17 protein-coding genes are annotated in these 21851 nt (G+C 65.0%); 6 read left to right on the top strand and 11 right to left on the bottom strand.

The features are described 5' to 3' along the window. Window positions 1-46 precede the first annotated feature (46 nt). The 4 genes from Q0094_RS09860 to Q0094_RS09845 are packed head-to-tail and all read right to left on the bottom strand — an operon-like array spanning window position 47 to window position 2274. A complete protein-coding gene (locus Q0094_RS09860) occupies window positions 47-391 on the bottom strand; it encodes an AAA+ family ATPase (protein WP_297618578.1) in 345 nt (114 codons plus the stop codon). A 51-nt stretch (window positions 392-442) separates the two neighbouring features. Beyond that, window positions 443-1144 carry a molecular chaperone DjiA gene (locus Q0094_RS09855; protein ID WP_297618575.1) on the bottom strand — a complete coding sequence of 234 codons (702 nt, stop codon included), beginning with the start codon at window positions 1142-1144 and terminating at the stop codon, window positions 443-445. 51 nt (window positions 1145-1195) lie between these two features. Next, on the bottom strand, window positions 1196-1666 hold the full coding sequence (locus tag Q0094_RS09850; protein WP_297618572.1) for a GNAT family N-acetyltransferase: 471 nt from the start codon (window positions 1664-1666) through the stop codon (window positions 1196-1198). Next, complete coding sequence (locus Q0094_RS09845; protein ID WP_297618569.1) at window positions 1663-2274, bottom strand: VOC family protein; 612 nt, start codon at window positions 2272-2274, stop codon at window positions 1663-1665. Before Q0094_RS09845 ends, Q0094_RS09850 begins: the two co-directional genes overlap by 4 nt. Window positions 2275-2348: 74 nt before the next feature. Between Q0094_RS09845 and Q0094_RS09840 the strand changes: the two genes are divergently transcribed. The 6 genes from Q0094_RS09840 (at window position 2349) to carB (ending at window position 11494) form a co-directional block, all read left to right on the top strand. Further along, window positions 2349-2915 carry a 5-formyltetrahydrofolate cyclo-ligase gene (locus tag Q0094_RS09840; RefSeq protein ID WP_297618566.1) on the top strand — a complete coding sequence of 189 codons (567 nt, stop codon included), beginning with the start codon at window positions 2349-2351 and terminating at the stop codon, window positions 2913-2915. Window positions 2916-2969: 54 nt separating this feature from the next. After that, on the top strand, window positions 2970-3785 hold the full coding sequence (locus tag Q0094_RS09835; RefSeq protein WP_297618561.1) for a TIGR00282 family metallophosphoesterase: 816 nt from the start codon (window positions 2970-2972) through the stop codon (window positions 3783-3785). Continuing rightward, a complete protein-coding gene (locus tag Q0094_RS09830; RefSeq protein WP_297618557.1) occupies window positions 3786-4691 on the top strand; it encodes a DMT family transporter in 906 nt (301 codons plus the stop codon). It begins immediately after the preceding gene. An 84-nt stretch (window positions 4692-4775) separates the two neighbouring features. Beyond that, the gene (locus Q0094_RS09825; RefSeq protein ID WP_297618554.1) at window positions 4776-6557 is read left to right on the top strand and encodes an SLC13 family permease; all 1782 of its coding nucleotides are present in this window, start codon (window positions 4776-4778) and stop codon (window positions 6555-6557) included. A 290-nt stretch (window positions 6558-6847) separates the two neighbouring features. Then, a complete protein-coding gene (locus Q0094_RS09820; protein WP_297618551.1) occupies window positions 6848-8077 on the top strand; it encodes a cyclopropane-fatty-acyl-phospholipid synthase family protein in 1230 nt (409 codons plus the stop codon). 87 nt (window positions 8078-8164) lie between these two features. Further along, a complete protein-coding gene (gene carB / locus Q0094_RS09815; RefSeq protein WP_297618548.1) occupies window positions 8165-11494 on the top strand; it encodes a carbamoyl-phosphate synthase large subunit in 3330 nt (1109 codons plus the stop codon). A 380-nt stretch (window positions 11495-11874) separates the two neighbouring features. On the opposite strand, the gene Q0094_RS09810 is transcribed toward carB, so the two are convergent. The 7 genes from Q0094_RS09810 to scpA form a co-directional block, all read right to left on the bottom strand. Next, a complete protein-coding gene (locus Q0094_RS09810) occupies window positions 11875-12258 on the bottom strand; it encodes a BrnA antitoxin family protein (protein ID WP_297618545.1) in 384 nt (127 codons plus the stop codon). 118 nt (window positions 12259-12376) lie between these two features. Then, entirely contained in the window at window positions 12377-13720 is a 1344-nt protein-coding gene (proS, locus tag Q0094_RS09805; protein ID WP_297618681.1) for a proline--tRNA ligase, read from the bottom strand. An 84-nt stretch (window positions 13721-13804) separates the two neighbouring features. Then, entirely contained in the window at window positions 13805-15373 is a 1569-nt protein-coding gene (locus Q0094_RS09800; protein WP_297618541.1) for a Ppx/GppA family phosphatase, read from the bottom strand. Window positions 15374-15429: 56 nt separating this feature from the next. Beyond that, window positions 15430-17604 carry an RNA degradosome polyphosphate kinase gene (locus Q0094_RS09795; protein WP_297618538.1) on the bottom strand — a complete coding sequence of 725 codons (2175 nt, stop codon included), beginning with the start codon at window positions 17602-17604 and terminating at the stop codon, window positions 15430-15432. Window positions 17605-17665: 61 nt separating this feature from the next. After that, on the bottom strand, window positions 17666-18373 hold the full coding sequence (locus tag Q0094_RS09790) for a DnaA/Hda family protein (RefSeq protein ID WP_297618535.1): 708 nt from the start codon (window positions 18371-18373) through the stop codon (window positions 17666-17668). Further along, window positions 18373-19458: an AI-2E family transporter gene (locus Q0094_RS09785; protein ID WP_297618532.1), complete on the bottom strand. Its 1086-nt coding sequence runs from the start codon at window positions 19456-19458 to the stop codon at window positions 18373-18375. Before Q0094_RS09785 ends, Q0094_RS09790 begins: the two co-directional genes overlap by 1 nt. A gap of 156 nt (window positions 19459-19614) precedes the next feature. After that, complete coding sequence (gene scpA / locus Q0094_RS09780) at window positions 19615-21747, bottom strand: methylmalonyl-CoA mutase (RefSeq protein ID WP_297618529.1); 2133 nt, start codon at window positions 21745-21747, stop codon at window positions 19615-19617. Window positions 21748-21851 lie beyond the last annotated feature (104 nt).

Below are 21851 nucleotides of genomic sequence, written 5' to 3'. Positions count from 1 at the left end.
GCCGCTCGGGCGGGGGGCGCGCCGCTTGCGCGGCGCGCCCCCGCCCCTAGATCTCGACATCGCCTTGCAAGCCCTTGCCTGGCCCGGGGTCGTCCAGCGGCGGCGCGTCGGGCGCGCGGCGGATCAAGATGTCGCCATTGGGCAAGCGCTCGGGCATCTGATACTGCGACAGATCATCGACCAGCGCGCCCAGACGGCCCAGCATCGCCAGCACATCGTCCTCCAGAAGCGGGCCGATGTCGTCCATCAGCCCTTCGAGAGCCGCACGTGCCCCCTCGCCCAGCATTTCCAGCCCCCGGCGCAGATCGGGCGCGGGCTCTTGCGCCCGCAGGGGCGCAGACAGGCTCAGCATCACCGCACCACAGATGATCAAGACACCGGCCCGTCGCATGGTCCAATCCTCCCTCAGGTATGGGTCATATGGGGGTGCGTGCGCGCGATGTCACCCTGTCCGGCCCGGTTGGGCGCGCTCGGAAATCTCTTCCCATGCCCGATTGATCGCGATCAGCCGCCGTTCGGCCAGCTTCATCGCCTCTTCCGGCACGCCGCGCGCCATCATGCGGTCGGGATGGGTCGCGCGCACGGCGGCACGCCAGGCGGTGCGGATATCCTCAAGCGGCGTTGCGGGCGTGACCCCCAGCACCGTGTAGGGATCGGGGGCTGCACCCGCCACATGGGCCGCGCGGATGCGGCAAAACTCGGCCTCGCTCAGGTCGAAGATGTGGGCCACCCGCGACAGGAACGCATCTTCGGCCGGGTGATAGGCCCCATCGGCGGTGGCGATGTGAAACAGCCCACCCAAAAGATCCGGCAAGACCCCGTCGCGGCCGCGCCCCTGAAACATGCGCGCGATGCGCCGGGCGTAGTCCTCGAAGCCCGCCACATCCTCGCGCGCCAGGTTGAAAACGCGCGCCGCTGCGCGTTCCTCGGCGGGGGGGATGTGAAACACCTGCCGAAAGGCTGCCACCTCGTCGCGGGTGACCTGCCCGTCGGCCTTGGCCATCTTGGCCGACAGCGCGATCACCGCGATGGTAAAGGCGACCGACCGCTCGGGCGGGGTGCGCAGCCGGTCGAACACGACCGAAAGCCCCTCGCCCGTGGCAAGGGCGGCCAAGGCATCTTGAATGCGGGACCAAAGCGACATGGGTCTTTCTAGCCCAAAGCGCCGTGCCCTGTCAGCGCAAAGCGCATCGGCTCAGAGCATTTTCTGCATCACGACCAGATCGTGCCAGCGCCCGAATTTCCACCCCACCTCAGGCAGGCGGGCGATCACCTGATAGCCCAAGGCGGCGTGAAACCCGGCCCCGCCCGCATTCTCGCCCGCCACGCCCGCGATCATCGAATGGATGCCCGCCGCCCGCGCATGATCCTCGGCCGCGGTCATCAGCGCGCGCCCCAGCCCTGCGGCGCGTGCCGCTTCGGCCACATGGATCGAATGCTCCATCGTATGGGCATAGCCCGGTCCGTTGCGGAACTGGCCATAGATCACGAACCCCAGAACCGCGCCCGCGCCTTCGGCCACGAAACAGGGCTGATCGACGATCTGCACCGCCAGTGCCACGGGGTCTTTCGCGGCGGTGGTAAAGGTCTGGCTGGTGTCGCGGATCACATGGTTCCAGATCGCGGCGATGCTGCCCGCGTCGTCGGCCTTGGCCCGGCGGATCACAGCACCACCTCGCCTTTGGCTGTGGCGATGCGCGCCTCCATCCGCGGGGCAGGGGATGGGACAATCGCGATGCGCGGGTCATCCATCAGCCCGGCAAGCGCCGCCCGCAAGCCGTCGGCCTGCGGTGAAAACAGCGTCAGCCCCACCAATCGCGCGCCCAGATCGGTCAGGCGCGCCGCCGGATGCGCCGTGCCCTGCCATTCGATCAGCGCCGGAAACAGCCCGTCAAAGGGCAGCCGCCCATCCACCGGAACCGCCATGCGCCAGCGCAGATCGGCGCGCGCCAGATCCCATGGCCGCCCCGTGCCCGGCGGCGCCAGTGCCAGAGCCGCCTCCAGATCGGCGCAGCGACAGATCCATGTCGTGGCGCGCGGCGGCCCCGCGAAGCGGTCCAGATCGAACCAGCGCGGCTGGGCGGGGGCGGTGCCTTCGGGGTCGATGGCGATGACCTCCAGATACTCGGCGCCCAGCGACATCAGCCGGTTGTGCGTGCCCATGTGCGGATGCTGCCCGCCGGGCTGCAGCGCCAGACCGAGCCCGGCCTCCACCGCCGCCGCGCCCGCCGCCAGATCGGTGGCCGCCACCGCGATATGATCGAAAACCAGCATCCCTGTCGCCCTTTGCCCCAAACCCGTCGCCCCGCGCCATGCGCGCGCGCCCGAATGGCTTTTCCGTCGCGCCCATGTCCGACGTCAAGACCGCGCTGCGCCAAACCGCCCATGCCGCCCGCAAGCAGGCCTTTGAGGTGTGCGCGCAAAGTGGTGCCCTTGCGGCGGCCACCGCCCATCTTCTGGCCGAGATCGGCCCGGCTGATGGGCACAGCATCGCGGGCTACCTGCCCATCCGCACCGAGATCGACCCCCGCCCCGCCATGGCGGCGCTGCACCAGATGGGTGCGCGCATCGGCGTGCCGGTGATCGCGGGGGCGGGCCGGCCGCTCGATTTCCGGCTCTGGACGCCCGAGGCGGCGCTGATCCCCGGACCCTTCGGCGCGTTGATCCCCGAGCGTGGCGACTGGATCACGCCCGACACGCTGATCGTGCCGCTGGTGGGGTTCGATGCGGCCTGCAACCGCCTGGGCTATGGCGGGGGGTTCTATGACCGCACGCTGGCGCGGCTGGCGGCATCTGGCCCCGTGCGCAGCCTTGGCTTTGCCTTTGCCGCCCAGCAATTGCCGCCGCTGCCCACAGAGCCCACCGATATCGCGCTTGATGCCATCGTGACCGAGGCGGGGGTGATCCGGCCCTGAGGGGCCGTGATTTCCCGCTTGCCCCGCCGCGCGCCCGCGCCTAATCCATGGGGCATGCGTATCCTTTTTCTTGGCGACGTGATGGGGCGCGCGGGCCGCGCCGCGGTCACCGAGCATCTGCCGAAACTCCGCACCGATTGGCGCCTCGATTTCGTGGTGGTCAATGCCGAGAACGCGACCGCCGGGGCCGGCCTGTCGGTGGGCCACGCCAAGGAGATTCTGGATGCCGGTGCCGATTGCCTGACCTTGGGCGATCACGCCTTTGACCAGCGCGACATGCTGCAAGCCATCACGCAAGAGCCGCGCATCCTGCGCCCGCTCAACTTTGCCAAGGATGCCCCCGGCGCAGGCGCGCGTGTGTTTCAGGCGCGCGGCGGGCGGCAGGTGCTGGTGGCCCAGGCCTTGGGTCAGGTGTTCATGAAACGCCCCTTTGACGATCCCTTTTCCGCGCTTGACGCGGTGCTCAGGAAATTCCCGCGCGGCGGCACGGTGCAGGCCGCGCTGATCGATATCCATGCCGAGGCGACATCGGAAAAGATGGCCGTGGGTCATTTCTGCGACGGGCGCGCCAGCATCGTGGTGGGCACCCACACCCATGTGCCCACGGCCGATGCGATGATCCTGCCCGGCGGCACCGCCTATCAATCCGATGCGGGGATGTGCGGCGATTACAATTCGGTCATCGGCATGGACAAGGCCGAACCGATGCGCCGCTTCATCACCGGCATGGCGCGCGATCGGTTCACCCCCGCCTCGGGGCCCGCCACGCTGTCGGGGCTTTTGGTCGAAACCGAGGATCGCACGGGGGCTGCCAGCGCGCTCCACCCGGTGCGCATCGGTGGACCGCTTTTGCCCGCAGGCCCGCTTTAGATGCGGCGTGACTGGGCGGGCTATGCGCTGATCCTCGTGCTGTGCGGCGCGGCCTGGGGCATGTCACAGCCCCTCGCCAAGATCGCGGTGACCGAAGGCTATCGGCATTTCGGCATCATCTTCTGGCAATTCGCCATCGGTGCGGCCCTGTTGGGCGCGATCAATCTGGCGCGCCGCCGCCCGCTCCCGCGCCAGGGGCGGCATCTGGCCTTTTACACCATCATCGCGCTGATCGGCACGCTTTTACCCAATTCCGCCAGCTACACCGCCGCGATCCATCTGCCGTCGGGGATCATGTCGATCGTCTTGTCGCTGATCCCGATGCTGGCCTTTCCCATCGCATTGGCGCTGGGGCTCGATCGGTTTTCGGCGCTGCGTCTGGTGGGGCTGGTGCTTGGTCTGGTCGCGATGATCCTGATTGCCGCCCCCGAAAGCAGCCTGCCGGATCGGGCGATGGTCTGGTGGCTGCCGCTGGCGCTGGTGGCCCCGGTCTTTTATGCCTTCGAGGCCAATTTCGTCGCCCGCTATGGCACCGAGGGGCTGGACGCCGTGCAGGTCCTGCTCGGGGCCTCCCTGGTCGGGCTTGTGCTGGCCGCGCCGCTTTCGGTGATGACCGGCCAATTCATCTCGCCCATCCGGCCTTTGGGCATGGCGGAATGGGCGATCATCGGCTCATCGCTGGCCCATGCGGGGGCCTATACCGCCTATGTCTGGCTGGTGACGCGCGCCGGATCTGTCTTTGCGGCACAGGTGTCCTATCTGGTGACGGGCTTTGGCATTTTGTGGGCCAAGCTGTTGCTGGGCGAGACCTATTCGCCCTGGGTCTGGGCGGCGCTGGTCTTGATGCTGGCAGGGCTTGCGCTGGTGCAGCCGCGCAAACCGCCCGCGCCCGTCGCGGCCGCCTGACACGCCCACGACCTGTCGGCTTGTGCTGCGCTGGCGCAAGGTTACACTGGCCGCAGCCCAGGACGCGTGTGTGAAGGGATCAGTATGTTGGCGCTTCCCCTTACCGATACCGGCCAAGCGCTTCTGGCCATCGCGCTGATGCTGGGCATGTTTGTGTTGTTCCTGCGTGAACGCTGGCCGACCGAGGTGGTGGCCATCGGCGGTGTGGCGCTGTTGCTGATCCTCGGGCTCTTGCCGACGGACCGCGCCACCGCCGTTCTGGCCAACCCTGCGCCATGGACCATCGCGGCGATGTTCATCGTGATGGGTGCGCTGGTGCGCACGGGGTCGCTGGATCGGCTGACCAAATTCGCCGAGGCCCGCGCCGCGTCGAACCCGGCGCTGGCGGTGGCGACGCTTCTGGGGTTCGTGGCGATCGCCTCGGCCTTCATGAACAACACCCCGATCGTGGTGATCATGCTGCCCGTTTTCGTGCAGATCGCGCGCATTCTGGGCGTGGCGCCCTCCAAGCTCCTGATCCCGCTCAGCTATGCGGCGATCATGGGGGGCACGATGACGCTGATCGGCACCTCGACCAACCTGTTGGTCGACGGCGTTGCCCGTGCCGAGGGGATGACCCCCTTTACCATCTTTGAAATCACGCCCATCGGGCTGGTGGTGGTGGCATGGGGCCTCGTGTATCTGCTGGTCTTTGGCCGCCATCTGCTGCCCGAGCGCAGTTCGATGGCCGCATTGCTGGGCAATGCGCGTTCCCGGCCGAAATTCTTCACCGAAGTGGCCGTGCCCGAAGGCTCCGCATTGATCGGGCAGAATGTGAATGCGGTCGATCTTTTCGCCCGTGACGGTGTGCGGCTGATCGATGTGCTGCGGGGCGACGCGTCGCTCCGGCGCGACATGACGGGCGTGGTGCTGCAAGCCGGCGACCGGGTGGTCTTGCGCACCGACATGGCCGAGGTGCTGGGCCTTCAGGCGTCACGGGAACTCAAGACCGTCGACAAGCTCAGCTCGGTCTCCACCATCACGGTCGAAGTGCTGATCACGCCCGGCGCGCGCATGGTCGGCCGCACCCTGGGCAGCCTGCGGTTGCGCCGCCGCTACGGGGTCTATCCGCTTGCGGTGCATCGGAGGGACCAGAACATCGGCACCCAGCTCGATGAGCTGATCGTGCGCGTCGGCGATACCCTCCTGATCGAAGGCGAGCCGACCGACATCCAGCGCCTTGCCGCCGACATGGACCTTGGCGATGTCAGCGAACCCTCGGAACGGGCCTATCGCCGCGACAAGGCCCCCATTGCCATCGCCGCCATGGCGGGGATCGTGGGTCTGGCGGCCTTCGACATTGCCCCGATCCTTGTGCTGGCGGTGATCGCGGTGGCGGTTGTGCTCTTGTCGGGCTGCATCGATGCGGATGAGGCGTTTTCCTTTGTCGATGGGCGGCTGCTGGCGCTGATCTTTGCGATGCTGGCCGTGGGTGCGGCGCTCGATCACACCGGGGCCATCGAATTGATCGTGGGCCAGGTGGTGCCATGGCTGAGCGATCTGCCGCCCTGGGTGCTGGTCTGGGCGGTCTATTACATGACCACCATCCTGACCGAGCTTGTGTCCAACAACGCCATCGCCGTGATCATGGCACCCATCGCCATCGCGCTGGGCCACGCCATGGGGGTTGATCCGCGCCCGCTTGTCGTGGCGGTGATGATCGCGGCATCGGCCTGTTTCGCGACGCCCATCGGCTATCAGACCAACATGCTGGTCTATGGGCCGGGCGGATATCGTTTCACCGATTTTCTGCGCATCGGCATTCCGCTGAACCTGAGCCTTGGCGTGGTGGTCTGTCTGACCATCCCCTTGTTGTGGCCGCTGTGATTGGGGGGGGTGGGTTTTCCTGACGGAAAACCCGTGGGAAAACGCCTGTTTTCCCACCCGCGAAGCATGCTTCGCGGGCCGGAAATCTCAAGATTTCCGGTGCGGAAAACCCGGGTTTTCCGCCCCCCCTTTCCACCATCATCATGGCTGGGCGTGCATTTGCGCCAAACCCGTTGACGCCGGTCAAGCCGCCCCGCCCTGACCGGGGCTATCGTTTCCTCCCAAGGTAATCCGCCCTGACCCAAGTGCTGCAGCCTTGCACGGGTCATGGCCGCACAGGACGGCGCGATATGTGGACCATGGCCCTCGACCGGATGCTCGACCGGTTCATCGTGACCGGCGCGCTTGATCTGACCTTTCCCGATGGGCGGCGTCGCCGCTATGGGCCGGGGGGGCAGGGGGCGGATGTGCAGGTCGCCTTGCATGACCCCGCGCTGCCCCGGCGGCTTGTGATGTCGCCCGAACTGGCGCTGGGCGAGGCCTATATGGATGGCACGCTCACCATCGCGGGCGATGATCTGGACGGGTTTCTGGCGCTGATGACGCGCAACGCGGCCCATCCGCCGGTGGGGCTGCGCGCATTGGCTCAGCGCGTCACGCGTTGGACACGGCGGCGCGATCAGACCAACCCGGCAGAGCGGGCGCGCGCCAATGTCGCCCATCACTATGATCTGTCCGGCGCGCTCTATGATCTGTTTCTCGATGCGGATCGTCAGTATTCCTGCGCCTATTTCGCCGATCCCGCGATGACGCTGGAACAGGCCCAGATCGCCAAGACCCACCATATCGCCGCCAAGCTCTGCCTTCGGCCGGGCATGGAGGTGTTCGAGATCGGCTGTGGCTGGGGCGGCATGGCGCTGACGCTGGCGCGCGATTACGGGGTGCGCGTGCTGGGCGTGACGCTGTCGCAGGAACAGCACAAGATCGCCACCGACCGCGCCGCCCGGGCGGGCCTGTCGGATCGGGTTCGCTTTGAATTGACCGATTACCGCGCGGTTGCGGGCCGCTTTGACCGCATCGTGTCGATCGGCATGTTCGAACATGTGGGCGTGCCCCATTACGGGGAATATTTCGACCTGATCCGCGACCGGCTCGCGCCCGATGGGGTGGCGCTGATCCACACCATCGGGCGCATGGGGCCGCCGGGGGCCACCAGCCCGTGGATCACCAAATACATCTTTCCGGGCGGCTATGTTCCGGCCCTGTCGGAAATGGCCGCCGCCGTCGAAGGCGCGGGTCTCTGCCCCACCGATCTGGAGGTCTGGCGCCTGCATTATGCCCAAACGCTGCGCCATTGGCACGACCGCTTTCAGGCAAACCTGCCACAGGCCCGCAGCCTTTATGACGACCGCTTCTGTCGCATGTGGCGCTTTTACCTCAAGGCCAGCGAACACACCTTTCGCCACAACCGCCAATGCGTGTTTCAACTGCAACTGGCCCGCCGCCAGGACGCGGTGCCGCTGACGCGCGATTATCTCTACCCGGCTCGGGCCCCCCGCGCGCTGCACGCGGCCCAGTAGCGACACCTCCCCCGCATTCGCACCTTGCGCCCCGGCTGTCCCTGTCTATAACACCGCCAATTTGCGCCAGCCGTCGCGGGGGACCCCATGCCGAAAAGAACCGACATCCGCTCGATCATGATCATCGGCGCGGGGCCCATCGTCATCGGCCAGGCCTGCGAATTCGACTACTCGGGCGCGCAAGCCTGCAAGGCGCTGCGCGAGGAAGGCTATCGGGTCATTCTGGTCAATTCCAACCCCGCCACGATCATGACCGACCCCGGGCTGGCGGATGCCACCTATATCGAACCGATCACCCCCGAGGTCGTGGCCCGCATCATCGAGAAAGAACGCCCCGACGCGCTCTTGCCCACCATGGGCGGTCAGACGGGTCTGAACACCTCGCTCGCGCTCGAGGAAATGGGCGTTCTGGCGAAATTCGGGGTCGAGATGATCGGCGCCAAGCGGGCCGCCATCGAAATGGCCGAAGACCGCAAGCTCTTTCGTGAAGCGATGGACCGGATCGGGCTGGAAAACCCCAAGGCCACCATCGTCGCCGCGCCCAGGCTGCCGAACGGCAAATACGACATCAAGACCGGTCTGCAACAAGCCATCGACGCCATCGAATATGTCGGCCTGCCCGCCATCATCCGCCCCGCCTTTACCCTTGGCGGCACGGGTGGCGGTGTGGCCTACAACCGCGAGGAATACGAGTTCTACTGCCGCACCGGCATGGAGGCCTCGCCGGTCGCGCAAATCCTCGTCGACGAGTCGCTCTTAGGCTGGAAGGAATTCGAGATGGAGGTTGTCCGCGACCGCGCCGACAACGCCATCATCGTGTGTTCCATCGAAAACGTCGATCCGATGGGCGTGCATACGGGCGACAGCATCACGGTCGCGCCCGCGCTGACGCTGACCGACAAGGAATACCAGATCATGCGCAACGGCTCGATCGCGGTTCTGCGCGAGATCGGCGTGGAAACCGGCGGCTCGAACGTGCAATGGGCGGTCAACCCCGCCGACGGCCGCATGGTGGTGATCGAGATGAACCCGCGCGTGTCACGCTCATCCGCGCTGGCCTCCAAGGCCACGGGCTTTCCGATTGCCAAGATCGCCGCGAAACTGGCCGTGGGCTATACGCTCGATGAGCTGGACAACGACATCACCCGCGTCACCCCCGCCAGCTTCGAGCCGACCATCGATTACGTCGTCACCAAGATCCCGCGCTTTGCCTTCGAGAAATTCCCCGGCGCCGAACCCACGTTGACGACCGCGATGAAATCGGTGGGCGAAGCCATGGCCATCGGCCGCAGCTTTCATGAAAGCCTGCAAAAGGCGCTGGCCAGCCTCGAGACCGGCCTGACCGGCCTTGACGAGATCGACATCGCCGGCGCCCCGCAGGAAGCGGCGATCATCAAGGCGCTGTCGCGTCAGACCCCCGACCGCATCCGCATCATCGCGCAAGCCATGCGCCACGGCCTTGGCGACGACGCCATCCACCATGTCACCCGCTTTGATCCGTGGTTTCTGGCCCGCATCCGCGAGATCGTCGACACCGAGGCCCAGATCCGCCGCGATGGCCTGCCCATGACCGAGGATGGTCTGCGCCGCCTCAAGATGATGGGCTTTACCGATGCGCGGCTGGCCCGGCTCACCGGCCGGGACGAGGCCAACATCCGCCGTGCGCGCCTCAACCTTGGCATCCACGCCCAGTTCAAGCGCATCGACACCTGTGCCGCCGAATTCGAGGCCCAGACGCCCTATATGTATTCCACCTATGAACACCCCACCATGGGCGAACCCGAATGCGAGGCCCGCCCCTCCGACCGCAAAAAAATCGTGATCCTTGGCGGTGGCCCGAACCGGATCGGTCAGGGGATCGAGTTCGATTACTGCTGCGTCCATGCCTGCTACGCGCTCAGCGACGTGGGCTTTGAGACCATCATGATCAACTGCAACCCCGAAACCGTCAGCACCGATTACGACACCTCGGACCGGCTCTATTTCGAGCCGCTGACCTTTGAGCATGTGATGGAAATCATGCGCGTCGAACAATCGCGCGGAACGCTGCATGGCGTGATCGTGCAATTCGGTGGCCAGACGCCGCTCAAGCTGGCCAATGCGCTGCATGATGCGGGCATCCCGATCCTTGGCACCACGCCCGATGCCATCGATCTGGCCGAAGACCGCGAACGCTTCCAGAAGCTTGTCCAGCGTCTGGGCCTCAAACAGCCCGAAAACGCCATCGCCACCACCGACGCTGAGGCGAAAGCGGCGGCCGAGAAACTGGGCTATCCGCTGGTGATCCGCCCCTCCTATGTCCTGGGCGGCCGCGCGATGGAGATCGTGCGCGATACGGGCCAGCTTGATCGCTACATCCGCGAGGCGGTCGTTGTCTCGGGCGACAGCCCCGTCTTGCTCGACCGCTACCTGTCGGGCGCGGTCGAGGTCGATGTCGATGCGCTCTGCGACGGCAGCGATGTGCATGTCGCGGGCATCATGCAGCATATCGAGGAAGCGGGCGTGCATTCCGGCGACAGCGCCTGTTCGCTGCCGCCCCACACGCTCAGCGACGATATCCAGACCCGCATCATCGACCAGACCAGGGCGCTTGCCCATGCCCTCAATGTCGTGGGGCTGATGAATGTGCAATTCGCCGTCAAGGATGACGAGATCTATCTGATCGAGGTCAACCCGCGCGCCTCGCGCACCGTGCCCTTTGTCGCCAAGGCGACGGATTCGGCCATCGCCTCGATCGCGGCCCGCCTGATGGCGGGCGAAAAGCTGTCGGCCTTTCCGCAGGCCGCACCCCATAAACCCGTCGATGACGCCACCGTCATTCCGATGGGCGATCCGATGACGCTGGCCTCCTACCGCACGCCATGGTTCTCGGTGAAGGAAGCGGTGCTGCCCTTTGGCCGCTTTCCCGGTGTCGATACGCTTCTGGGCCCCGAAATGCGCTCCACCGGCGAGGTGATGGGCTGGGACCGTACCTTCCCCCGGGCCTTTCTCAAGGCACAGCTGGGCGCGGGCACCGTGCTGCCCGATGCGGGCACCGTCTTTGTCTCGATCAAGGATGACGACAAGGGCCCGGTTCTGATCGAGACCGCCGGGATTTTGCGCGCGCTCGGTTTCGATCTGCTGGCGACCAGCGGCACGGCAGCCTTCCTCAAGGCCCATGGCATCCCATCGGCTGTCGTGAACAAGGCCTATGAGGGCGGCCGCTCCATCGTCGACATCATCAAGGATGGCGGCGTGCAGCTGGTTCTGAACTCGACCGAAGGCGCCCAGGCGGTGGAGGATTCACGCTCCATGCGCGCGGTGACGCTGGCCGACAAGATCCCCTATTTCACCACGCTGGCCGGCAGCCACGCGGCAGCACTTGCGATGCGCGCAAGTAGGGAAGGCGAGCTGGGGGTCAGGTCGCTGCAAGGCTGACCCCAGGCTGGGTGCAACCCAACCAGCCCGCCCCTCCCCCACCAGAAATCCGTGGGGCGCACCTTGCGGGCCGTAGGGTGGGGTTTCACCCCACCACTGCCCCCTCGGCCGGGCTTTGGCCCGGCCCCTTTGCCCGTATCCCACCACACCAAGCCGCGCATCGCCGTGCCGGGGGGCGGCCCGGCGATGCGCGGCGGCCTTCGGCCTTGTCCCGCGCGGCGGGATGAATTGGTCAATGCGCATCGCAAGCTTCAGGGTGGGTGCAACCCACCATCTCCGCGCGCCGTCGCGCCATGGGCCGGGCGTGGGCCCGGTGCCCCGCCCTTACTTGCCCCGGCCGCCCCACCCGCCAAGCCGCCGCACGCTCTGCATCCGCGCCCTCACCGCCGCCGCTTTTCCATATCCCCCCAGTCCGGCATCGGCTGGCTGGCCTGCCAGTTCTCGCGGAAGGGCTCGATCGTTTCTTCGCCGCGCAACAGCCCCGCCAGCTTGGCATGCATGAAGGACCGCAGCACGTCGTTCATCCGGGGCTGGTAGCCCGGCCCCATCGAACGGAACCAGCGCACCACATCTTGATCCAGCCGGACCGTCACCCGTGTCTTGGCGCTCTCGCGGCGGCTGGCGATCTCGTGCCAGTCTTGCGGGATGCGCTGGTCCAGCCAGATGCGCTGGTGCATGTCCCATTCGAAACGCCGCAGCGCCTCGACCATGTAGAAATGATGTTCCCGCTGGCGGCGGCCCAGCGGCTGTTCTGACGGTTCCATGCCCGCCCCCTTTCTCGTGGAAAGGGGGCAGTTTCGGCTGGTCAGATGAACAAAGCGTTGATGCAGCGCCAGTGGACCGGCTGTGTACGGCCTGTGTACGCGCTGTGCCGCCCCGGGTTTATCCCCGATGCGGGGCGTAGATCTCCGCCACCCGCGCCACGACGGCCTCAAGCGACAATTCCCGGCTTTCACCTGTCTTGCGGCTGGTCAGCTCCACCGTGCCGCCCGCCAGACCGCGCGGGCCGACCGTGATCCGCCACGGCAGGCCGATCAGGTCCATGGTGGCGAATTTCGCGCCCGCGCGTTCCGTGCGGTCGTCGTAAAGCGGCTCCAACCCCTTGGCTGCAAAGGCTTTATACAGATCCTCACAGGCCCCGTCGCAGGCCGCATCGCCTTGTTTCAGGTTCACGATGCCAACATGGAAGGGCGTCACCCCTTCGGGCCAGATGATGCCGTTCTCGTCATGGCTGGCCTCGATGATGGCGCCGACCAGACGGCTCACCCCGATGCCATGGCTGCCCATATGCACCGGCACGCGGTTGCCCTGACCATCATCAACCAAAGCCCCCATCGCATCGGAATACTTGGTCCCGAAATAAAAGATCTGCCCCACCTCAATCCCACGCGCAACCCGTTGACGTTCAACGGGAATTTTCGCGAATACATCCGGGTCATGGGTCTCGTCGGTGCGCGCGTAGCGCGAGGTGAATTCTTCCAGCACCGACTGGCATTGCGCATGGGACGCATAGTCGATCTCGCGATCGCCAAAGCGCAGATCGGTGATCTCGCTGTCATAGAATACCTCTGACTCGCCCGTTTCGGCCAGCACAAGGAATTCATGCGTATCATCGCCACCAATCGGCCCCGAGGCCGCGCGCATCGGGATCGCCTGCAAGCCCATCCGCTCATAGGTCCGCAGATAGCTGACCAGATGGCGATTATAGGCGTGCAGCGCATCTTCTTTCGTCAGATCAAAATTGTAGCCGTCCTTCATGTAGAATTCCCGGCCCCGCATCACGCCAAAGCGCGGGCGGATCTCGTCGCGGAATTTCCACTGGATCTGGTACATCGTCAGCGGCAGATCCTTGTAGCTTGTCACATGCCCGCGGAAAATGTCGGTGATCAGTTCCTCGGCGGTGGGCGTGAACAGCATGTCGCGGTCATGGCGGTCCTTGATGCGCAGCATCTCGGCCCCGTAGGCGTCATAGCGGCCGCTTTCCCGCCACAGGTCGGCGGATTGGATCGTGGGCATCAGCATCGGCAGATGACCCGCCCGGATCTGTTCTTGATGAACGATATCCTCAAGCCGTTTCAACACCTTGTAGCCCAAAGGCAGCCAGGAATAGATGCCGGCGCTGGCCTGCTTGATCAGCCCGGCCCGCAGCATCAGCCGGTGGCTGACGATCTGCGCCTCGGCGGGGGTTTCCTTGAGGACGGGCAGGAAATAGCGGCTCAGGCGCATGGTGGTCATCTTTCTGGCTACTTCGTTTGCGCGAGCCATACGCCATTGGAAATCGCCTCACAAGCGGGCGCTGGCGGTGCGCGCTCAGCTGCCTTGCTCGATGATCGGCTCGACATCCATTGCACTGGCCAGCGCACGGAAACGGGCTTGGGCCACTTCGCCGAACAGATCGCGCCCCGCATCCGTATGCAGCCGCAAGATCAGCTCGCGCCGCTTGGGCCGATACGTCAGCGTCCCATGCTCGGACGGGTTGGCGACCGCGAACATGGCGCCAAAGCGCATGGCGCGGCCAAGAATTTCGGCCTCGCGCACCTGATCTTCGGGCAAGAGCGCCAGCAACTCCGTATCGAACCCCGTGCCCACCCGGCTGGATCGGTAGCGGTGCAACAGCGCCAGCCCCAGATAGACACGTTCGCCATGCGTCATGCCGCCCAGATTGGCCCGCGTGGCATTGTCGAAACAGACCTCGGCGCGGTAATCGGGATGGGCGCGCCAGCTGACGTCATGCAACAGACAGGCGGCCCGGATCAGGCGCTTCTTGTCATGGCGCGCGCGCGGGAACAGCGGCTCGACAAAGCGGTAGAGCTTGCGACCAAAGCCCGGCATCCGTGCCGATTGCGCCTCGGAATGGCGAGCGGCTTCGATCAGCGGGTCGCGTTCCTTGAGCGCATCCGACATCTGCTCATAGAGCAACCCCTCGCGGATCCCATAAGAGGATATGGCGATTTCGCGCGGCTTGAGTTTGCGCACCAGAGCGCGCAACACATCCGCCGCCATGGGCACCAGACGCATCCGTTCCGGGCTGGTTCCGGTGCGCGCGCGCAGCGCTTCGATGTCGGTCCCGTCGATGTATTTCAGCGTATCGAGGATGCCCTTGGGCGTCATGCGGTATTCATGCAGCACCTTCAGCGGATAGCCCCGGCGCTCCATGTCGATGCGCGCAATGGCCCGCCAAGAGCCGCCCACCAGAAACAGCCGCCCCGGCGTCTCGGGAAACCCCTTGGCCAGGGTCGCAACCTCCGCCTTGATATGGGCGCGCAGCGCTTTCTTGCTGCAGGTCATCCCCATCAGCTTCAGCGGCCCCAGATCCGATGTTGCCCGCTGGCCCACCTTGCCGCTGCCCTTGAGTTCAGCCAGCTCCATCGATGATCCACCGATGTCGCAGATCAGCCCCGCAGCCCCCGGCCAACCCAAAAGCACGCCCTGTGCCGACAGCCGCGCCTCTTCGGCGCCATCGATCACGCGAATGGACAATCCTGTTTCGGCCCGCACCTGTTCGCGGAACGCCAGCCCATCTTTGGCATCGCGCACGGCGGCGGTGGCGACGGCCAGCATCGGCGACACCTCGGCCGCCTCGGCCAGACGCGCAAAGCGGCGCAGGGCCGCCAAGGCGCGGATCTTGCCCTGTGGGTTCAGAAGCCCGGTTTCGGAAAAGCCGGCCCCAAGCCCGCAGAGGATCTTTTCGTTGAAGAAATAGGCCGGACTGCGCGCCGCACCGTCAAAAATCACCATCCGGACCGAGTTCGACCCGATATCGATCACACCCACACGGCTGAGCGATTGCGCTTCGGGCCCGTCGAAAAGCGGCACGCCAAAGGGACCCCATTCGGGGTGCACCTCGGGCTCTTCCGCACGCATTTGCCGTCCGCTCATGGGTCAGAGTGATGCAACGGACAAGGCCCTGTCGTCAATCATGGGGGTGACGCGGATCAATCGTGACTGTGCGTCAATTCCAGCACATCCTTGGCTCCGGCCGACCCGCGCCCGGACAGTGACGGGTTTTCCATAAAGAATCGGTGACAGGAAAACGGCGTCTCGATGCCGGTCAGATCGGGGCGCAGATAGCTGCCATCGGGCTGCAAAACCCACGATTGCGCCACATCCGCAAGGTTGGCCGCCATGATCTGGCTGACGATCTGTGCCTTGACGGTGGGCGTGCGACATTCGACCAGCGTTTCCACCCGTCGGCTGAGGTTTCGGCCCATCCAGTCGGCCGAAGAGATATAGACCCGCGCATGCTTGGACGGCAGGCCATGCCCATCCCCGAAACACAAGATGCGGGAATGCTCCAAAAACCGCCCGACGATGGATTTGACGCGGATGGTCTCGCTCAGACCCTTAACACCGGGGCGCAGACCGCAGATGCCCCGGATCACCAGATCGATCTTCACCCCCGCCCGCGACGCATCATAAAGTGCATCGATGACATCGGGGTCGATCACGCTGTTCATCTTGGCCCAGATCATCGCCGGGCGCCCGGCCTTGGCATGCTCGATCTCGGTCAGGATGTTCTCGAGGATCGTCGATTTCAGACTGAGCGGTGCGATCCTCAGGTTTTCCAGCCCTTCGGGCTCTGCGTAGCCGCCGACATAGTTGAACACCTTGGTAGCATCGCGCCCCAGCGCGTCGTCGCAGGTGAACAGCGACAGATCGGTATAGATGCGCGCCGTGATCGGATGGTAATTGCCCGTGCCGAAATGGGTATAGGTCACCAGCCGGTCGCCTTCGCGGCGTACCACGGTGCTGATCTTGGCGTGGGTCTTGTAGTTGATGAACCCATAGATCACATGGGCGCCGGCGCGCTCCAGCTTGCGCGATTGGCGGATGTTGGCGGCCTCGTCAAAGCGCGCCTTGAGCTCGACCAGAGCGGTCACCGATTTGCCGTTTTCGGCCGCCTCGCACAGCGCATCGACGATGGGCGATTCGTTCGACGTGCGGTACAGGGTCTGCTTGATCGCCACCACATTGGGATCGCGCGCGGCCTGTTGCAGGAAGCGGATCACCATGTCGAAGGTTTCATAGGGGTGATGCAGCAGCATGTCCTTTTGCCGGATCGCCGCGAACATGTCGCCATCGTGATCTTGCACGCGTTCGGGCACGCGCGGTGTGAAGCTGGGCCAAAGCAGATCGGGGCGTTCGTCGATCACCAGCTCCTTGAGCCGCACAAGGCCGATCATGCCGCGCACTTCGACGATCTCTTCGGGGCTGACGTGCAGCTGATCGACGATTTCGGTTTTCAGATCTTCGGGCGCATTGGCGCTGATCTGAAGGCGCACCACCTCGCCGCGGCGGCGACGCTTGAGCGCGGTCTCGAATTCGCGCACCAGATCTTCGGCTTCTTCCTCGACCTCAAGATCGCTGTCGCGCAGGATGCGGAACAGGCATGATCCCGACAGGCTGTAGCCCGGAAACAGCGCCCCGATCTGTAGCCGCAACAGTTCCTCAAGCGGCAAAAAGCGCACCTTGCCATCGGTCACGGGCAGGCGAATGAAACGGTCGATCTGTCCGGGGATCGGCAACAGCGCTTGCAGCCGCCGACCATCGCGGTCGCGCGTCATCTGCAGCGCCAGCGCGATGCCTTCGTTTGGAATGAAGGGAAAGGGATGGGCGGGATCGATCGCCAGGGGCGACAACACCGGAAAGACCCGCGCCATGAACACCTCGGCCAGCGCGGCCTTGTCATCGGCGCTGAGCTTGGCGGCGGTGACCACGCTGAGGCCCTCGGCCTCCAGTTCGGCCTTGAGTGCATTCCACGCCGCCTGCTGATGCTGCATCAGTCGGCGCGCATCGGCATTGATCAGCTTGAGCTGGACCGCGGGCGTGCGCCCATCGGCGGCGGGGGTCAGATTGCCCTCCTGTGCCAGACCGCGCAGGCCGGCCACGCGGACCGTGTAGAATTCATCGAGATTGCCCGCCGAGATCGAGATGAAGCGGACCCGCTCCAACAGCGGCACACGCGGGTTCATCGCCTCTTCCAGCACGCGCCAGTTAAAGGCCAGCCATGAAAGTTCGCGGTTGAAAAACCGTTGCGGTCCGGTGATCTGCGCGTCAGGCAGGGTCACGGGATCAGGCAGAGGTGCGGAAAGGAAATCGGCAAAGTTCATGGTCTTGGACCTAATTCGGGATCATGACGGCTACATGACGACAGCCTCTATTTTGCGCGTCTCATCCAGCGCCGTCCAGAGCGCTGCCCTGTTTTTGACTGTGATCGCCCAAGATCGCCTTCACATGCCGAAGGCCCGGTCGCGCCTTGTCGGCCAGCGCTTCGCCGTCAAGGGCGACGATCACGGCATATGCCGCGGCAAGCGACCGTTCGATGCGTGGCAGGATGTAGGACAAAAGCGCCGGCGTCAGCGCCATCTGGCGGTCGGCCGCCAGCTTTACCAAGACCGCCGACATCAGCCGATCATCGGGCGCCGCAAGCCGCAATTGCCCCGCCTGCTGCATCCGGCTGTCGAGATCGGGCAGTGTCACGCCCCAGCGTGCGGGCGGATTGCGCGCGGTCAGCAAAAGTGTGGCACCCCGGTCGGCGGCGGCATTGTGCAGGTGAAACAGGGCCTCTTGGGCGGCAGCCATCCCCGCGATGCGGTCCACATCCTCGATGATCAGCGCGGGGGCATCGGCCAGACGCGCGGGATCGCCCCCCGCCAAATCGCCAGACGTCACCAAAAGCGCGCCGGTTTGGGCGGCAAAGACATGGGCGAGATGCGTCTTTCCCGATCCCGCAGGTCCGATCAGCAGCATCTTTCCCAATGGCCATTCCTGCCATCCTTCGATCCCCGCAACGGCAGCAGCGTTGGCATCCGAGACGAAGAAATCGCTGCGCCCCATCGCCGCGCGAAAGGGCAGATCAAGCACAAGCTGTCGGGGCATCAGCGTGTCTCGTCTTCAGCCTTGGCCGCAGGCTGGGATTGACCGCGATACAGCAGACCGGCGCGGTATTGCTCCAACGCAAAGCGCACCAGGACGCCGATGGCAGCCGCGATCGGCACCGCCACCAGCATGCCCACAAAGCCAAACACCGTCCCGAAGGCCGACAGCGCAAAGATCAGCCAGACCGGATGCAGGCCCACGGACTTGCCCACCAGCTTGGGTGTCAAGATATTGCCTTCCACCATCTGGCCGAGCTGAAAGATCGCCGCAACCGCAAGGATTACCCACCAGTCGCCCCAGAACTGGAACAAGGCCAGCCCCACCGACAACGCCCCCCCCACCAGCGCCCCGACATAGGGAATGAAGGTCAACAGCCCCGCCAGAAGTCCGACAACCAGACCGAACTGGAGCCCCACCACCATCAGCGACACCGCGTAGAACACCCCAAGGATCAAACAGACCGTCCCTTGGCCTCGCACGAAGCTGGCCAGCGTGCGGTCGATGTCACCGGCCAGACGACGGATGATCGGAGCATGATCGCGCGGCAAGAGATTGTCGATCAGGGCGATCATCCTGTCCCAGTCCATCAGCATGTAAAAGGCCACGACCGGAACCACGACGATGAACACCAGCAGGTTCACCACCCCGGCCGCTGAACTGAGGAGCTGTTGCAAAAGCTGGCCACCGCGCGACTGGATCGTCTCGCCAATCGACATCAGCGATTGGCGCAAGGGCGATCCATCTTCCATGATCTGGGGAAAGTGTTCGGTCAGCCAGTTGCGCAACTGGTTGAACAGGTCAGGGGCCGACTGGATGAGGCCCTGGCTTTGCTGAACCAGAAGCGGAATGATCACCAGAAGCGACAAGATCACGATGGCGATCAGAAAGATGAAGATCACCACCGTGGCCAATAGCCGCGAAAGCCCCGCACGTTCCAGCCGGTCGGCGACCGGATCAAGGAAATAGGCGATGGCGCCGCCTACCACAAACGGCAAGATCACATGGCCAAGCGCCCAGAGCAGCACAAAGAGCACCGCCAAAGCGATGCCCCAGTAAAGCAGTTGCTGGCGGACGGGCAGGGCCATGGCGCCTCCTTGCAGGTATGGCCCCTTGATGGGGCAGGCCCGGCGTCAGGGCAAGGGGCAAGCTGCGCGCAGGCCGGGGGGGTGGCCGAAAACCCGGGTTTTCGTATGGGAAAACTCCGGTTTTCCCAAACGAAAAACTTGAGTTTTTCGCCCCCCTCAGGCCGTGCGCGCGGCCCGGATCAGCGCCAGAATATCGCGGGCCGCATCGGGAATGTTGGTGCCCGGTCCAAAGATCGCCTTGACACCTGCCGCCTTGAGGAAATCGTAATCCTGCGGCGGGATCACCCCGCCACAGATCACGATGATCTCGCCTGCGCCCGCTGCCTCGAGGGCTGCGATCAGCTTGGGGGCCAGCGTCTTGTGGCCCGCCGCTTGCGAGCTGATGCCCACCACATGCACATCATTGTCGATGGCATCTTGCGCGGCTTCTTCGGGGGTCTGAAACAGCGGGCCGACATCGACATCAAAGCCGATGTCGGCAAAGGCCGTGGCGATCACCTTGGCGCCGCGGTCATGGCCGTCCTGGCCCATCTTGACCACCAGCATCCGGGGGCGGCGGCCCTCGTCTTCGGCAAAGGCTTCGACATCGGCCTGAATGGCGGCAAAGCCCGCATCGCCGTCATAGGCCGCGCCATAGACACCGGCGAGCGTCTTGACCTCGGCCCGGTGACGGCCGAACACCTTTTCCATGGCCATGCTGATTTCCCCCACACTCGCCCGCGCGCGCGCCGCCGTGACCGCCGCCTCGAGCAGATTGCCACCTTCGGCTGCGCGCCGTTCCACCTCGGCCAGTGCGGCGTCGCAGGCGGCCTGATCGCGGGTTGCGCGGATGCGCGCCAGCCGGGCCACTTGCGCTTCGCGCACGGCGTCATTGTCGATTTCCAGAATGTCGATCGGATCCTCGACTTGCTTGCGGTATTTGTTGACGCCGACGATCACGTCTTCGCCCCGGTCGATCGCGGCCTGGCGGCGGGCGGCTGATTCCTCGATCCTGAGCTTGGGCATGCCCGAGGCGACCGCCTTGGTCATGCCGCCCATCTCTTCGACCTCCTGCATCAGCGCCCAGGCCTGATCAATCAGCGCGCCCGTCAGGCTTTCGATGTAGTAGGATCCCGCCAGCGGATCGACGACCTTTGTGACGCCGGTTTCCTCTTGCAAGATCAACTGCGTGTTGCGCGCGATGCGGGCGGCGAATTCGGTCGGCAGCGCAATGGCTTCATCCAGTGCGTTTGTGTGCAGCGATTGCGTGCCGCCCAGAACCGCGCTCATCGCCTCATAGGCGGTGCGGATGACGTTGTTGTAGGGGTCTTGTTCCTGCAAGGACACGCCAGAGGTCTGGCAATGGGTGCGCAGCATCTTGGAGCGTTCATCGCGCGCCCCGAATTCCGTCATCACCCGGTGCCACAGCGTGCGCGCGGCGCGCAGCTTGGCGATTTCCATGAAGAAATTCATCCCGATGGCAAAGAAGAACGACAGGCGCCCGGCGAATTTGTCGACATCCATGCCAGCCGCCATCGCGGCGCGCACATATTCCCGCCCATCGGCCAGCGTATAGGCCAGCTCCTGCACCAGATTGGCGCCTGCCTCCTGCATGTGGTAGCCCGAGATCGAGATCGAATTGAACTTGGGCATGTGGTCCGAGGTATAGGCGATGATGTCCGAGATGATCCGCATCGAAGGCTCGGGCGGATAGATATAGGTGTTGCGGACCATGAATTCCTTGAGGATGTCGTTCTGGATGGTCCCCGACAGCTTGGCGCGGTCATGGCCCTGTTCCTCGCCGGTGACGATGAAATTGGCCAGGATCGGGATCACGGCGCCGTTCATCGTCATCGACACGCTGATCTGATCGAGCGGGATGCCCTCGAACAGGATCTTCATGTCCTCGACGCTGTCGATGGCCACCCCCGCCTTGCCCACATCGCCGATCACGCGCGGATGGTCGCTGTCATAACCCCTGTGGGTCGCCAGATCGAAGGCGACGGAAACACCCTGCTGGCCCGCGGCCAGCGCCTTGCGGTAAAAGGCGTTGCTTTCCTCGGCGGTGGAAAAGCCCGCATATTGGCGGATGGTCCAGGGGCGACCCGCATACATCGTGGCCTTCACGCCCCGGGTGAAGGGGGCAAAGCCGGGCAGCGTATCAAGATGGGCCAAACCGTCAGTGTCGGCGGCGGTGTAGAGCGGCTTGACCGCGATCCCTTCAAGCGTATCCCATGTCAGGCTGTCGGGATTTTGCCCGCCCAGTTCCTTTTCGGCCAGCTTGCGCCATGCGTCCATCGTCTTGGTCATCGGCTCGTCCTTTTCAGTATCCGATCGGGCGCGCCTGCTGCGCTGCCGCTTTGTTTGTCAAAACCCTCGACCCGCTGCGCCATGGCGTGCGATGGGTCCGTTCA

This window comes from uncultured Roseicyclus sp. (assembly GCF_937892565.1).
GTDB lineage: Bacteria > Pseudomonadota > Alphaproteobacteria > Rhodobacterales > Rhodobacteraceae > Roseicyclus.
The sequence above is the reverse complement of the archived record's forward strand: the minus strand, read 5'-3'. Positions and strand labels throughout refer to the sequence as shown.